The sequence below is a fragment of the Flavobacterium frigidum genome (assembly GCF_048286795.2).
The window spans coordinates 722469-738117 of record NZ_JBLVPT020000001.1 but is presented as its reverse complement, the minus strand read 5'-3'; the positions used below and the strand labels follow the sequence as shown (position 1 = coordinate 738117).

Below are 15649 nucleotides of genomic sequence, written 5' to 3'. Positions count from 1 at the left end.
AAATTAAAGCGTTTGAAAAATTTACATACCTAGAAGTGTTATGTATAAGAATCTTATGTATATTTGTTTCTCAAAATAGTACTGCAATGAAAAATTCACAATTATACAAGGGGAGTTTGAACACCATAATCATGAAATTGCTGGAGGAAAACGGCAAGATGTACGGTTATGAAATCACTCAGAAAGTAAAAGCCATAACGCTAGGCGAGCTTAACATTACCGAAGGCGCTTTGTATCCTGCGCTTCACAAACTCGAGGCCGAAGGAATTCTGGATGTAGAAATGGAGAAAGTAGACAACCGCATGCGTAAATACTACAAACTCACGGAGAAAGGAACCACTGAAACCGTAAACCGACTCTCAGAGTTAGAAGATTTCATCAGAAACATGCAGAGTTTAGTGAACCCAAAACCTAGTTTAGAATTTTAATTTTTTGAAGATGAAATTAACTGTCGAACAAATAGAATACGTCGCCAATTATGTCAACTCCTTTGATATTAAATGGTATGAATTGCAAGTGGAGCTTACGGATCACATGGTAAATAGTATGGAAGAAATTTGGGAGAAAGATCCAGAATTGACCTTTCATCAAGTGAAACAGTATGCTGAGAATCGTTTTGGACGGAATGGTTTTAAAGCCATAGAAAAAGAAAGAATTGCGATTCTTCGAAAAGAATACAATCGAATTCAACGAAAAATGATAACTGAGTATTTGAAGTTCCCTAAAATTTTTGGAAGCATTCTGTTGGGATTTCTAGCTTATCAAGTATCTTTTTACTTCGAAGAACCGCATGAATTTATTTTTCGTTTAAATCTGTTGCTTCTAGCGTTATCGATTCCATTTATGTACAGTTGGATAAAAAACCAAAAAATAAATGGCAAACGTTTTTTAGCAATTAACAGTCAGAATTTTTATGTTAGTGTGATAATTTTTCCTCAATGTGGAATTGACTTCTCCAATAATTTCAAGGAGGAAATCCAACAGAATCATCTATTAGTGATACCATATATTTGTTTTTGGGTTTTAGGTATTTTATTTAGTATCACGGGTTTACATATTAACACTAAAATTGTAGCGAAAATTAAAAAACAATACCAACTGAATTAATTTTATGAAACTAACCACCTAACTCAGATTATCAACCCACAAATTTTTCATGCTGAGGAACGAAGCATCTCTACAAGTTGCTCACAATTCATTTAGCCAACGCATATAAAAGACTCGTAAAGAATTTAGCTATTGAAATTACTCATAATGCTGAGGAACGAAGCATCTATACAAACTGGAACTTCATTTTAAATCTAAAAGACATGATTGAATATCAAGAAGGTTTTCATACTTACTATGTTTACATTTTAACCAATAAGGCGAAAACCGTTTTGTACACCGGAGTTACAAATAATTTAAATATTCGACTACAGCAGTACATTGAATCCTTGAATCCGAGTTCGTTTACAGCCAAATATAACGTTCATTTTTTGTTGTATTTCGAAAAATTTACGTGGATACAATTAGCAATTGCCAAAGAAAAGGAGATTAAAGGATGGAAAAAAGACAAGAAAATTACACCAATAAAATCAATTAATCCGGAGTTGAATTTTTTGAATGACTTGTTTACGTAGCAATATAGAGATGCTTCGTTCCTCAGCATGACAAAAAAGAGAAAAAAAAGCAGGAAAATCGTAAATGACAAATAACTTTCAAGAATAGCAAAATAGAATATGAAACTAACCACCCAACAAATAGACCAACTCTACCTTTTTACCCGCCAGCACTATGTAGAATATTACGACTTGCAATCAGAGCTTGTAGATCATCTTGCGAATGCCATTGAAGCGCAAATAGAACTGAGTCCAAAACTTACTTTTGACGAAGCTTTGCAAATCGAATTCAAAAAGTTTGGAGTTTTTGGTTTTATGGACGTCCTTTATAAACGACGAGCGGTGCTAAACAAAAAGTACTACAAAATTGTTTGGCAGTATTTCAAAGATTTTTTCAGTATCCCTAAAATTGTACTGACAACAGCCATGACTTTAGCTTTATTTATTGTTTTAAAGTTTAGTGTTTATAGGGAATATATTTTCATGGGAACATACCTTTTATTGTTCATCACTATGTTTTATGAATTGTACAAAAATCACAAAACCACCAAAAACAGAAAACAAAGCGGAGAGAAACTTTGGTTATTTGAGGAGGTTATCCACAATTACGGAAGTATTTCGGCAATTATTACTTTCCCGTTCAATACGATGATACATATCTTTAATCATCCCGAAGAATATCTTATTAATGATTACGTCATAATGGGGCTGAGCTTCTTTTTAGTATCATTTAGCATATTTCTTTTCATCATTTTCAAAATAATCCCTTCCAAAGCCACACAATACCTAGAAGCTACCTATCCCGAATATAAATTAGAAAACGTGTAACGTTTTCCCACTTTGAGTTACTTACTAGCAAACCAAATAACCATATTATGATTCAAAAATTCCTCTATCTCGAATGGAAAGCATTTATTAGATCGGCATCATTTGCTACTAATTTAGCTTTAAAAATCCTGATCGGTTTTGTTGCCATTTATTTTATTCTGATTTTCTTAGCATTAGGAGTTTTAACTTTTTACATTCTGAAAAAAGAGAATTTCGACCCAATTGCTACAGTAAATAAATTTATGATTTATTACGTACTAATCGATTTAATCATCCGATTGCTAATGCAAAAAATTCCGGTCCTGAACATTCGTCCCATGTTGGTTTTCCCAATTAAAAAATCGACAATTGTACATTTCTCTTTGGGAAAAACCATTTTATCTTTCTTTAATCTCGTTCATGGTTTTTTTCTAATTCCATTTTGTGTTGTGCTGCTGATCGAAGGGTATGATGCCGTAGCTGTTGTGCTTTGGTTTGTAGCCTTGTATTCACTGTTGTACATCAACAACTTCATTAATATTATTTTAAGTAACAAAGACAATTTATTTGGTATTTTCCTAGCAATAGCAGCTGTTTTAGCTGGCTTACACTATTACGGATTTTTTAATATTACCGATTATACTGCGCCATTTTTCAATGCTATTTTCAATACGTATTGGGCTTTTGCAATACCAGTTATGGCACTTGTTGGTTTGTATGTTGTTACTTTTCAGTATTTCAAAAAGAATTTATATCTGGATGCGGGATTGTCCAGTAAACATGACGTTGCTAAAACAGAGGATTTAACGTGGTTGAACCAATTTGGAACCATAGGAACCTTCTTGAAAAACGACATTAAATTAATCAAACGAAACAAACGATCAAAAACCACAGTAGGATTGAGCGTGATGTTCCTCTTCTATGGTTTTCTTTTCTTTACCAATTCAATTGAAGTGTACAACAATCCTACGATGCATATTTTTGCCGGAATCTTTGTTTCCGGTGGATTCTTAATCACTTTCGGACAATTTGTACCCAGTTGGGATAGCTCGTATTACCAACTCATGATGACACAAAATATTCCGTACAAAGGTTATTTGAGTTCAAAATGGTGGCTCATGGTTATCGCTACAATTGTTACTACAACCATTGCTTCCTTCTATCTTTACTTTGGGGTACAGGTGTATTTGACCATTATTGTGGGTGCCATTTATAATATTGGAGTCAATTCGCATTTGGTTTTATTGGGTGGCGCGTACACAAAAACACCCATCGATTTGAGTTCCGGAAAAGGAGCTTTTGGGGACAAAAAAGCATTCAATGTAAAAACAATGCTCATTTCTATACCGCAATTAGGATTACCAGTTTTACTGTATTGGTTGGGTTCAAAATTTGGAAGCCCAAACATAGGCTTAGCGCTAGTAGCAGGGATAGGAGTAATTGGATTCGCCTTCAAAGAAAAAGCATTTTCCTTGATTGAAAAAATCTATAAATCAGAGAAATACGCGACCATTGCGGCTTACAAACAAAAAGGATAATTAGCAATCACGTTAACCAAATAACCAGTTAAACGATTAAACTTCAAAAAATGATACAAGTAAACAACCTTTCGAAAACATACAACGGAACAACCGTATTAAAAATAGATACTTTAGAAATAAAAAAAGGCGAAAGCTTTGGTTTAGTAGGCAATAACGGAGCAGGGAAAACCACTTTTTTCAGCCTTTTACTGGATTTAATCCAGCCATCAACTGGAAACATTTTCAACAACGGCGTACAAGTAAATACCAGCGAAGCATGGAAACCCTTCACTGCATCGTTCCTAGACGAAAGTTTCCTGATTGGGTATTTGACGCCCGAAGAATATTTTTATTTCATAGGCGATTTACGCGGACAAAACAAAGCCGATGTAGATGCCTTATTGGCCACGCACGAAGAGTTTTTTAACGGCGAAATCCTGAAAAACAAAAAATATTTACGTGATTTATCCAAAGGAAACCAGAAAAAAGTGGGCATCATCGCAACTTTAATTGGGAATCCAGAAGTCATTATTCTAGACGAACCGTTTGCCAATTTAGACCCAACCACACAGTTTAGATTAAAAAAAATCATTAAGGACCTAGCCGATAATCCAGAGGTTACCGTGCTCGTTTCTAGCCACGATTTGCAGCACACCGTTGAGGTAAGCGACAGGATTGTGGCCATGCACAAAGGCGAAGTGGTCAAGGATATTCAAACTTCACCAGAAACCTTAAAAGAACTAGAATTGTTTTTTGCAGTTTAAATTCAACCTAGCAATCCTATAAAAAAGTTTACCGCTAATGCGCTAATTTCATTTATTCATTTAAATGTTTAAGTAGCAAATTAGCGGTTTATTTTTAAGATTTAAAACATAAAGCTATCTATAACTCTGTCAAAGTTTACCTTGGGCATGACCATGCGTCATTGCTTCGTCGTTCCTCCTCGCAACTTCGGGTCGGGCTGTACCCTGTATCTTTATTTTCTTAAAGAAAGAAAATAAAGGATGCCGCTTCCATCCCTCATGCACTCGAAAGACTCAAATAAACCTCGATAATTTTCACGATACCAAAAAGAAACGTATTTTTACCAGTCAATATACTAAAAACCGTATTTAAAAGTTAATTGATAAAAACGTTTTCCATTGAAAGTCAACCTACTTAAATCATTATTTTTCTTCCTTTTTTTCATTTTTTTAGTAGCCTGTTCTACTAAGAAAGATACTTTTTTGGCTCGGAATTCCCATGCTTTGAGTACAAAATACAACATACTATACAACGGACAAGTAGGTTTAGACAAAGGCGTTAAGGAAATAAAAGCTAATTCTGATGACAATTTCTGGAAACGACTGCCAATAGAAAAAATGGAAATCGTAGAGGACTTCACCACTACAACAAAGTCTAAAAATACCAATTTTGAATTGGCCGAAGCCAAAGCTACAAAAGCCATTCAAAAACATAGTATGAATATTAGCGGAAGGGAGAAAAACTTTCAAATAGACGAGGCCTATCTCATGTTAGGTAAATCTCGGTATTACGATCAGCGATTTATCCCTGCACTCGATGCCTTCAACTACATTTTGTACAAATACCCCAACAGCAGTAAAATTTACGAAGCCAAAATTTGGCGCGAAAAAACAAACATGCGTTTGGGTAACGATGCTTTGGTGATAAAAAACATTAGTAAACTATTAGAAGATCACGAGGTAAAAAATCAGGTTTTTGCAAATGCGAATGCACTATTATCTGAGTCTTTTTTAAACTTAGAAGAAAAAGACAGTGCGGTTGCTAAACTAAAATTGGCCATAGATTTCACAAAGATCAATCAAGAAAGAGCGAGATATCGTTTCATTTTGGGACAATTGTATCAACAATTAGGCTATAAAGATAGCGCTGTGACTGCCTATCAATCCGTGATTAATATGAACCGAAAAGCGGATCGAAAATTTGTCATTCAAGCACATGCTAAAAAAGCAGAATTGTTTGATTATCAAAACGGTGATTTCAATTCTTTCACAAAAACATTTGATAAATTAATAAAAGACAGAGAAAACCGCCCGTATAAAGATTTAATTTTTCATCAAATGGCCGTTTTTTATGATCAAAAAAACGATTCAAAAAAAGCAGTAGATTTTTATAATTTGTCCTTAAAAACAAATTCAAAAGATTCCTATTTGATCGTTTCAAATTATCGAAATTTAGGAAATATGTCCTTTAGAAATGCAGCCTATCCTGCTGCTGCAAAATATTATGACAGCACATTAGTAAGGTTAGACAACAAATCGAGAGAGCATAATAAAATTCAAAAAATTAGAAACAATCTCGATGAAGTGATTTTGTATGAGGCTCTTGCGAAACGCAATGACAGTATTTTGAGCGTAGTTGCAATGACTGATAGTGAAAAGAGTATCTTTTTTGAAAACTACATTGTCAAATTAAAGGCCGCAGATGAAATCAAGAGAGTTCTTGAGGAAAAGCAAAAACAAAAACAAGAAAACATAGAAAGAAACAGTTCGATCAGTTCTATTGATCCAGCTTCTAATCAGCAGCCAGGAAAACCTGCCAAAATAGCTGCGTTGATGCCGCCGGCTATCCCGAATGTTTCCTCGCAACAAGCAGGTAGTGTTTTTTATTTTTATAATCCAACCACCGTAGCTTTCGGAAAATTAGAATTCAAAAAAATATGGGGTGACAGATCGCCAAAAGGTAACTGGAGAATCCCAACTAGCGCTCTAAGTCCAGTAGCTTCAGATTCGCTAGCCGATGGAGGAGAGACGCTTGTAGACGCTACAAAAACTGAAAAATTTGTAGAACAATACACCACCGATTTTTATTTAAAACAACTTCCGGTTGCACAAGCTGAACTTGACATTATAGCCAAAGAACGCAATTTTGCATATTACCAATTAGGGATTATTTATAAAGAAAAGTTCAAGGAAAATGACTTGGCTATTGCCAAACTAGAACAATTATTAAACAACAAACCAGAGGAAAAACTAGTGCTGCCAGCGTTGTACAATTTGTATAAATTATATCAAATTACAGATGCAACCAAAGCCGAAGCGATGAAAAAAAGAATATCGGCAGAATATCCTGAATCGCGTTATGCACAAATCATGAACAATACTACCGCAAATGCTGCTAGTCTTACTGAAACACCCGAAAGTACCTACACCAAATGGTATAAATTATACGAGCAAGAGCAATTTGTTACTGTTTTAGAAAATTCAGATGCGTTGATTAGTCAGTTTTCAGGAGAGGAAATTGTGTCTAAATTCGAATTGCTTAAAGCAAACACTCTCGGTAAATTGAAAGGATTATCCGCTTATAAAAACGCATTGCAACTCGTAGCTGATACGTATCCCAACAGTGAAGAAGGGAAAAATGCACAAGAAATCGTAATGAATCAAATTCCATTTTTAGAAAAAATGGAATTGAGTACAACAGACTCCAGTAAGTGGAAAATTTTATACAAAGTAGGAGCAAAAGACGATAAAAACACAAAAGCAATAGAGGAAAAAATCAAACTGTTTATTGCAGCACAAGACCTTCAAATACTATCCTATTCTTATGATATTTATTCCGATAAAGAAAATTTCATTACTATTCACGGAATAAAATCAGAGGTTTATGCTAAGGATATTGTATTTGTATTAAAAGACAATGCAAAATACAAACTAAGTGATCCTGCAATTGTGATATCTGGTGAGAACTACAAAGTCATTCAGATCAAGAAAAACTTAGATCTTTATTTAGCCTCAAAAAACCAATAAATATGTTTGATAAAAAGCAAAAACCCTACACAGATTTGTTGGGAAAAACCAATAGAATTGTCGAAGGAACTACTATAAAAGGCGATATTATTTCACAAGCTGATTTTAGATTAGACGGAAAATTAATTGGTAATTTTCAGTCAGTCGGAAAAATTGTAATTGGTCCAGCCGGCAGTGTTGTGGGTGATATTGTATGCAAGAACGCTGATATTGAAGGCAAATTTGAAGGAACAATTGAGGTTGCTGAGTTACTCAGTATAAAATCAAAAGCCAGCATTCAAGGATCCGTTAAGGTAGGTAAACTTTCAGTGGAGCCAGGAGCCGATTTTAGTGCTTCGTGTACCATGAATAATATAAAAAACAGCATCCCAAACGATGGACAACAACCCGAAAAAAAGAGCGAATAAATGGCTAGCGCTGATTAATATTCCGATTCAGATGGGAGCCATTATCTTTGCCTTTTCCTATCTCGGAAATTGGTTAGATGAAAATCATCCCCATCCAATAGTATATTACAATAAAATTTTAGTTTTAGTAGGCGTGGCCTTGGCTTTGTACAATGTGATTCGTCAGGTAAATGAAATGAATAAAACGCAGTAATTTCTTTTAATAAACATCAAAATAACAGCTGCAAACGTTGCGATGCTTTAGTAGTAGAAATGATGTTGCGCCGTTATGCCGTTACGGCAAAAAATATAAAAATGAATATAAAAAATTACAAACCGCTTTTGTCATTATTTACACTTGTAGGATTGGCTTATGTGCTGCACCGCATTTCCTTTTATCTACTAGGTATTAATGATGCTACTTTTTATTATTCGATAGAGATACTTTATCTAGTATTTCTAGTTTTGTCGATTATAGTATTTGTGGTGCTACTAAAAGTCAAGGAGCGCAGTTTTGATAATGTGGGGATGTCATTTCTTTTGAGTACAAGCATTAAAATGATTGTTTGTTATCTGATTTTAAAGCCTATATTGCAGATTGCCACTGAAAACAATGCAATAGAGAAAAAGAATTTTTTTATGATGTTTATTCTCTTTTTAGCAATTGAAACCGTTTTAACGATACGGATACTAAACGAAAAGCAATAAATATCGAATTCAAGGTGTAAATCTGCCAAAAATAAATTTTTATATTCTTTTGAATATTAATAAAAGATGTACATTTGCACCAAATTTCAGAAACGTAATAAATTAAGATAATTAACTGTTATGGTGATTTCAAACAAACCACTTAGATTTATATTAGCGACTTTAGTAGCGTGTCTTCCTTTAATTAGTTTTGCAAATCCAGAACAGGATACTGTAAAAGTAAAAACAGAAGTTGCCCATGAGGCAGCAGAAGGAGCTCATGCTGAACCAACAGATGTAAAATCTAAAATTAAGGAATTTATTAATCATCACCTTTTAGATGCGCATGATTTTACAGTTTCGGCGAATGAAGAGACTGGCGCGCATTATGGTTTTTCATTACCAATTATTCTTTGGGATAATGGTATACAGGTATTTTCATCTTCAAAATTTCATCATGGTGAAGAAGTTGCAGAGCACAATGGTAACTTCTACGTATTACACCACGAGAAAATATACAAAACAGATGCTTCTGGAGCTTTAACAGAAGAACACGGTCACCCAACAAATCCAACACCATTAGACTTATCAATAACAAAAAGTGTAATCGGTATTTTAGGAATAGCAATCTTAATGTTTCTATTATTTACAGGTTTAGCAAAATCGTATGCTAAAAATGGAGGTATAGCTTCTGGAGCTGGACGTTTCTTTGAGCCATTAGTTTTATATGTTAGAGATGAAATTGCAATTCCAAATATTGGAGAAAAAGGGTATAAAAAATACATGAGTTATTTATTGACTATATTTTTCTTTATTTTCTTTTTAAATATATTAGGATTAACTCCACTAGGATTTAACGTAACAGGGAATATTGCTATAACAGCATCATTAGCTTTGTTAACGTATTTAATCACAACTTTTACGGCTAACAAAAATTACTGGGGACACATTTTCTGGATGCCAGGAGTGCCAACACCAATGAAATTTATTTTGGCTCCAATTGAATTACTGGGAACAATCATCAAACCGTTTTCATTAATGATACGTTTGTACGCTAACATTTTAGCAGGACACGTTGTATTGATGAGTATCATTGGTTTAATGTTTATCTTCAAAAGTTGGATTGGAAGTACTTTGTCATTCGGATTGGCATTTGCACTTTCTATCCTTGAAATATTAGTTGCTTTTTTACAAGCGTATATTTTCACAATGTTATCTGCACTTTATTTTGGAGCAGGAAACGAAGAGCATCATCACGACGAAGCTCACCATTAAATTGCTTTAAGCAATAAGCTACAGGCAATAAGCTGCAAAGCATAAAGCCTACCGCCTAAAGCATAAAGCCAAAAACAAATGTTTAATTTTTAATATATATATTATGGAAATTCCAACTATTGTAGGAGCAGGATTGATTGTTATCGGAGCAGGTTTAGGTATTGGTAGAATTGGTGGTTCAGCAATGGACGCTATTGCTCGTCAGCCAGAAGCTTCTGGAAAAATCCAAACAGCTATGCTTATTGCAGCTGCACTTATTGAAGGGATTGGTTTTGCTGCGTTATTCGCATCTTAATTAAAAACTTAAAAAAACACTAGTTAACAACGGTTGGTTGTAACTAGTGTTTTTAAAATTAAAACATTACAAATTGCGATAAAAAGCAATTCATACTTTAAAATTTATAATTCGATATAATGGATAAGTTAATAAATGATTTTTCGTTTGGTTTGTTTATTTGGCAAATAGCAATATTTGTTGGATTGATCTTTTTATTGAAAAAATTCGCTTGGAAACCAATTCTTGACGCAGTAAATGATAGAGAAGAAGGAATCAAAAATGCATTACTTTCTGCTGAAAATGCTAGAAATGAAATGCAAAATCTTCAAGCTGACAACCAACGTATTTTGCAAGAAGCAAGATTAGAGCGTGACAACATGCTTAAAGATGCTCGTGAAATGAAAGAGAAAATGGTTGCTGATGCTAAAAATGAAGCGCAAGCTCAAGGATTGAAAATGATTGAGCAAGCAAAAGCAGCGATTGAAAGCGAAAAAAATGCAGCTATGGCAGAATTGAAATTACAAGTTTCAACTTTATCATTGAGCATCGCAGAAAAAATATTGAAAGACGAATTATCTAACAAAGAAGCTCAAACTAAATTAGTTGAGAAAATGTTAGGTGACGTAAAGTTAAACTAACAATTATGGCAAGTATAAGAGCAGCAATTCGTTATGCAAAAGCAATTCTAGACTTAGCAAACTCAAAAGGTGTTGCCGAAGTTGTAAATAACGATATGAAAACTATAGCTTCAACAATAAATGGTAATTTGGAATTGAGTACTTTTATTCAAAATCCAACTACTAAAGTCGAAGTAAAAGAGCAAGCACTGTTAGAAGTTTTTGCAGGTATCAATGGCGTAACGCAAGGATTGTTTCATTTGTTATTCGAAAACAAAAGATTCGAAATTCTAGAAGCAATTGCGGTAGAGTACAGTAAATTATCTGACATTATGAATGGTGTTGAAGTAGCTCAAGTTACTACAGCAATCCCTATGGATGCAGCATTAGAAGCACAAGTTTTGGCTAAAATTGCAACCCTTTCGGATAAAAAAATCACAATAGAAAATATAGTAGATGCTTCCATCATAGGTGGATTTATCCTAAGAATAGGAGACAAGCAATACAATGCTTCAGTAGCCAACAGATTACAAGTATTAAAAAGAGAGTTAAGTAATTAGTTTATTGCACATTTAAGTGTTTAAATCATAAAATAAGATGGCGGAAATTAAACCTGCTGAAATTTCAGCAATATTAAGAAAGCAAGTAGAAGGTTTTGAATCTGGTGCTACACTAGAGGAAGTAGGAACCGTACTTCAAGTTGGAGATGGTATTGCTCGTATTTACGGGCTTTCTAACGTTCAATATGGAGAGTTAGTGGAGTTTGACAATGGTTTAGAAGCTATTGTTTTGAATCTTGAAGAAGATAATGTTGGTGTGGTACTTTTAGGACCATCTACAGGAATCAAAGAAGGTTCAACTGCAAAAAGAACACAACGTATTGCTTCTCTTAAAGTAGGAGAACAAATGGTAGGTCGTGTAGTAAATACTCTTGGTTTTCCAATTGATGGAAAAGGACCAATTGGTGGTGATTTATACGAGATGCCTTTAGAAAGAAAAGCTCCTGGAGTTATCTTCCGTCAACCAGTTACTGAGCCATTACAAACAGGTATTAAAGCAGTAGATGCTATGATTCCAGTAGGTCGTGGACAACGTGAGCTAGTTATTGGTGACCGTCAAACAGGTAAATCAACTGTTTGTATCGATACTATCTTAAATCAAAAAGAATTTTATGATGCTGGGAAACCAGTTTTCTGTATATATGTTGCAATTGGACAAAAAGCGTCAACTGTAGCAGGAATTGCTAAAATGTTAGAAGAAAAAGGAGCAATGGCATACACCATTATTGTTGCTGCTAATGCTTCTGATCCAGCTCCAATGCAAGTATACGCTCCTTTCGCAGGTGCTGCAATTGGTGAATATTTTAGAGATTCAGGTCGTCCAGCTTTAATTGTTTATGATGATTTATCTAAACAAGCTGTTGCTTACCGTGAAGTTTCTCTTTTATTAAGAAGACCACCGGGACGTGAAGCATATCCTGGAGACGTTTTCTACCTACACAGTAGATTATTAGAGCGTGCTTGTAAAGTAATTGCAGATGATGGAATTGCTAAAGACATGAACGATTTACCAGATTCATTGAAATCTATTGTAAAAGGTGGTGGTTCATTGACTGCTTTACCAATTATTGAAACTCAAGCTGGTGACGTTTCTGCATACATCCCAACAAACGTAATTTCGATTACAGATGGTCAAATTTTCTTGGATGGAGATTTGTTTAACTCTGGGGTTCGTCCAGCGATTAACGTGGGTATTTCGGTATCTCGTGTTGGAGGAAATGCACAAATTAAATCAATGAAAAAAGTAGCAGGTACTTTGAAATTGGATCAAGCACAATTCCGTGAATTGGAAGCGTTTGCTAAATTTGGTTCAGATTTAGATGCCGTTACTTTAAACGTAATTGAAAAAGGAAAAAGAAACGTTGAGATCTTGAAACAAGGTTTGAATGATCCGTATACTGTTGAAGATCAAGTAGCAATTATCTATGCTGGTTCTAAAAACTTATTGAGAAATGTTCCTGTGAATAAAGTTAGAGAATTTGAGAAAGATTTCTTAGAATTCTTGAACAACAAACACAGAGCTACTCTTGATGCGTTGAAAGCAGGAAAATTAACAGACGAAATTACAGATGTAATTGAAACTGTTGCAAAAGAATTATCAGCAAAATATAACTAATCCCCACCCGGCCTCCCCAAAGGGGAGGTGTATAAGGTAGTAAAAAATAAATATTAATATAAGACAAGTGCCCTCGTTTGGTCTCCCTCCCCTCCGGGGAGGGTTGGGGAGGGGAATAAAATGGCAAATTTAAAGGAAATCCGTAATAGAATTACTTCCGTTTCATCTACGATGCAAATTACATCGGCAATGAAAATGGTTTCTGCAGCAAAGCTAAAGAAAGCACAAGATGCGATCACAGCAATGCGCCCTTATGCCGAAAAATTAACGGAATTATTGCAAAATCTTTCTGCTACCCTTGAAGGTGATGCAGGTGGAGAATATACCACACAACGTGACATTAAAAAGGTATTATTAGTTGTAGTAACATCTAATAGAGGTTTAGCTGGAGCTTTTAATACAAATGCCATAAAAGAAGCTAAAAACCGTGCCGAGTTTTATGCAGGAAAACAAGTAGATGTTTTTGCCATAGGTAAAAAAGGAAATGATGTTTTAAGCAAAACGCTGTCTGTAGTTGCAAATCATAGTACTGTTTTTGATGATCTTACTTTTGACAATGTAGCGAAAATTGCTGATTTGTTAACGGAGAAATTCGTTTCTGGTGACTATGATAAAATTGAGTTGATCTACAACCAGTTTAAAAATGCTGCAACGCAAATCGTTCAAACGGAGCAATTTTTACCATTGGCACCTATAAAATCTGATTTACCTGCTTCAACAGGAGATTATATTTTTGAACCTTCAAAAGAAGAAATCGTGTTGACTTTGATTCCAAAATCATTAAAAACACAACTGTATAAAGGTATTCGTGATTCATTTGCATCAGAGCACGGCGCTCGTATGACTGCTATGCATAAAGCAACAGATAACGCAACAGAATTAAGAAATCAATTGAAATTAACGTACAATAAAGCACGTCAAGCTTCGATTACGAACGAAATCTTAGAGATTGTTGGTGGTGCTGAGGCTTTGAACGGGTAATATAGTATTTATTCAAAATATATTCTAAGAGCCAACACCTGTTGGCTCTTTTTTTATGTTCGTAACTCCTATTTTTTTTTAATTGGTTTTTTTGTGCTTGTTTTGATCTGGTACGTTCCCATTATAGAGTCAATTTGTTTTTTATCTATTGCCTCTAACCAAGATATTTGTTTTGTTTTGCTTTTTTTCCAGGGACATGTATTTACTGCTTTTTCTATTTCAGGTAATGCTATTTTACCTTTTTTTTGGGCGTAAGATAGTGCAGAGAATAATGCAAAGCATACCGAAAAGTACATGTATTTGTTCATATTTTTATACTGAAATCACTATTAAATGTTTTGTAAATACTAAGCTAAATTTATCGTCAGCCTAAAGCATCTGCAATAAAATTCACTATTATTTCCAAGTATTGTGTGATTATTTTAAGTATCAGTGTAAACATTTTAATTTGATTTTATTTTCTGTTATTACTGTATTTTAATTATTAGTAATACGACATTTTATTATGATTAGTGAGATATGTAAAATGAATTATTTCTGTATGAATTTTAATGCAAATAATTTAAGTTAACTACAAAGTCTGTATGGTTCATTTAGGATAGACTTAAAATGAAGTTTTGCGATTCAGCTCCTTTTTTGAAGCTGGTCGCTTCTTTTTGTATGTTTCATAGCTTGCTAGTGCTACTGAAAAAAAGAGGATTAGAAAGATGCATTCTAAGTCCAATAGTTTGTAGATGTCGTTGTTTTTTTCATCTTTAAAAAAATTTCGTATCATTAAAATGTACACAATGAGAATTGTATTTTGTAACGTTTGAGTAATGAAGTATTTCATTAGATGTGGCTTTTAAACTTCAGTATACTAGTAGTAACTGAAAAAATATACTTTTCAAACAAATTTTGTAGGTTTTAGGTTCTTGAAGTCAGAACTTATATTTATTGATTTAGTTTTGTCACATCGATGGCTCTCATTTTAAAAAATAGCTTTATAAACACTACAGCAATAAACAATCTATAGCCTCTGTATACCCAAATACTTACTGGAAAAGAGAATAATTCGTAGGTGTCTCTGATTTCAATTAAGGAATAAATGAAGTTTAAGGTAAAGAAAATTCCAAAGAATAAATAAAAGTTTGTGGGAAGCTTCATTTGTTAGTGATTGTTAGGTATTGCTCTCATTAGTCCAGCCATAAAATTGGCCCAAGCAGAAATTATCGCAGCCGCCACAGTAATAAGCATTAAAAATGCTGTGAAAGTCGGTTCTTTTATAGTTTTTACTTTTGCACTATTTAGTTGATCTAAAAATGGTTGTAAATTGATTTTTAATTTTTTTAAAATCCTGTTTTTAAAAAAGTTTCTCGAGAACTTTTATGCTCATTTTTTAATGGATATTGTAGCTTTATAAACTCCATGCTCTGTATTTTTTTTAAGGGTTACGTACCAGCTGAATTATTCCCTTTTTTTGATAAAGCTTATATTATTTGACTATCGTTTTTATTTTTATTGCTTTTCTTTTCTGATGTCAAAACTAGGATAGTGGTAGACGTTGTGCAAAT

Annotated in this window: 18 protein-coding genes; 16 read left to right on the top strand and 2 right to left on the bottom strand. The window is 33.9% G+C overall.

The annotated features are described in order from the left end of the window. Positions 1 to 86 precede the first annotated feature (86 nt). From ACNQGB_RS03380 to atpG, 16 genes are all read left to right on the top strand, one after another. A complete protein-coding gene (locus ACNQGB_RS03380) occupies positions 87 to 428 on the top strand; it encodes a PadR family transcriptional regulator (protein ID WP_417945541.1) in 342 nt (113 codons plus the stop codon). A 10-nt stretch (positions 429 to 438) separates the two neighbouring features. Next, positions 439 to 1107 carry a hypothetical protein gene (locus ACNQGB_RS03375; RefSeq protein ID WP_417945543.1) on the top strand — a complete coding sequence of 223 codons (669 nt, stop codon included), beginning with the start codon at positions 439 to 441 and terminating at the stop codon, positions 1105 to 1107. A 203-nt stretch (positions 1108 to 1310) separates the two neighbouring features. Then, positions 1311 to 1622, top strand: coding sequence for a GIY-YIG nuclease family protein (locus ACNQGB_RS03370; protein WP_417945553.1), 312 nt, complete (start codon positions 1311 to 1313; stop codon positions 1620 to 1622). 99 nt (positions 1623 to 1721) lie between these two features. After that, positions 1722 to 2429 (top strand): hypothetical protein, encoded by a 708-nt coding sequence (locus ACNQGB_RS03365; RefSeq protein WP_417945545.1) that lies wholly within the window; start codon positions 1722 to 1724, stop codon positions 2427 to 2429. A gap of 47 nt (positions 2430 to 2476) precedes the next feature. Then, positions 2477 to 3946, top strand: coding sequence for a DUF5687 family protein (locus ACNQGB_RS03360; RefSeq protein WP_417945547.1), 1470 nt, complete (start codon positions 2477 to 2479; stop codon positions 3944 to 3946). Positions 3947 to 3996: 50 nt separating this feature from the next. After that, positions 3997 to 4692, top strand: coding sequence for an ABC transporter ATP-binding protein (locus ACNQGB_RS03355; protein WP_417945549.1), 696 nt, complete (start codon positions 3997 to 3999; stop codon positions 4690 to 4692). 378 nt (positions 4693 to 5070) lie between these two features. After that, the gene (porW, locus tag ACNQGB_RS03350; protein WP_472777066.1) at positions 5071 to 7698 is read left to right on the top strand and encodes a type IX secretion system periplasmic lipoprotein PorW/SprE; all 2628 of its coding nucleotides are present in this window, start codon (positions 5071 to 5073) and stop codon (positions 7696 to 7698) included. Positions 7699 to 7700: 2 nt separating this feature from the next. Continuing rightward, positions 7701 to 8105, top strand: coding sequence for a bactofilin family protein (locus tag ACNQGB_RS03345; protein ID WP_472777065.1), 405 nt, complete (start codon positions 7701 to 7703; stop codon positions 8103 to 8105). After that, a complete protein-coding gene (locus ACNQGB_RS03340; protein WP_417945557.1) occupies positions 8074 to 8298 on the top strand; it encodes an AtpZ/AtpI family protein in 225 nt (74 codons plus the stop codon). Before ACNQGB_RS03345 ends, ACNQGB_RS03340 begins: the two co-directional genes overlap by 32 nt. 101 nt (positions 8299 to 8399) lie before the next feature. Beyond that, positions 8400 to 8792: a hypothetical protein gene (locus ACNQGB_RS03335; RefSeq protein ID WP_417945559.1), complete on the top strand. Its 393-nt coding sequence runs from the start codon at positions 8400 to 8402 to the stop codon at positions 8790 to 8792. Between the two features lie 120 nt (positions 8793 to 8912). After that, positions 8913 to 10046 (top strand): F0F1 ATP synthase subunit A, encoded by a 1134-nt coding sequence (atpB, locus tag ACNQGB_RS03330; RefSeq protein WP_417945561.1) that lies wholly within the window; start codon positions 8913 to 8915, stop codon positions 10044 to 10046. Positions 10047 to 10149: 103 nt separating this feature from the next. Beyond that, positions 10150 to 10341, top strand: a complete 192-nt coding sequence (gene atpE, locus ACNQGB_RS03325; protein ID WP_073353856.1) for an ATP synthase F0 subunit C — start codon at positions 10150 to 10152, stop codon at positions 10339 to 10341. 119 nt (positions 10342 to 10460) lie between these two features. After that, complete coding sequence (locus ACNQGB_RS03320) at positions 10461 to 10961, top strand: F0F1 ATP synthase subunit B (RefSeq protein WP_417945563.1); 501 nt, start codon at positions 10461 to 10463, stop codon at positions 10959 to 10961. 5 nt (positions 10962 to 10966) lie between these two features. Continuing rightward, positions 10967 to 11500, top strand: coding sequence for an ATP synthase F1 subunit delta (atpH, locus tag ACNQGB_RS03315; protein WP_417945565.1), 534 nt, complete (start codon positions 10967 to 10969; stop codon positions 11498 to 11500). 37 nt (positions 11501 to 11537) lie between these two features. Next, on the top strand, positions 11538 to 13115 hold the full coding sequence (gene atpA / locus ACNQGB_RS03310) for a F0F1 ATP synthase subunit alpha (protein WP_114753732.1): 1578 nt from the start codon (positions 11538 to 11540) through the stop codon (positions 13113 to 13115). A gap of 120 nt (positions 13116 to 13235) precedes the next feature. After that, positions 13236 to 14096 carry an ATP synthase F1 subunit gamma gene (gene atpG / locus ACNQGB_RS03305; RefSeq protein WP_417945567.1) on the top strand — a complete coding sequence of 287 codons (861 nt, stop codon included), beginning with the start codon at positions 13236 to 13238 and terminating at the stop codon, positions 14094 to 14096. Positions 14097 to 14164: 68 nt separating this feature from the next. Here atpG and ACNQGB_RS03300 read toward each other — a convergent pair whose 3' ends face one another. Next, positions 14165 to 14404, bottom strand: coding sequence for a hypothetical protein (locus tag ACNQGB_RS03300; protein WP_417945569.1), 240 nt, complete (start codon positions 14402 to 14404; stop codon positions 14165 to 14167). Between the two features lie 625 nt (positions 14405 to 15029). Beyond that, positions 15030 to 15242 carry a hypothetical protein gene (locus ACNQGB_RS03295; protein ID WP_417945571.1) on the bottom strand — a complete coding sequence of 71 codons (213 nt, stop codon included), beginning with the start codon at positions 15240 to 15242 and terminating at the stop codon, positions 15030 to 15032. Between the last annotated feature and the right edge of the window lie 407 nt (positions 15243 to 15649).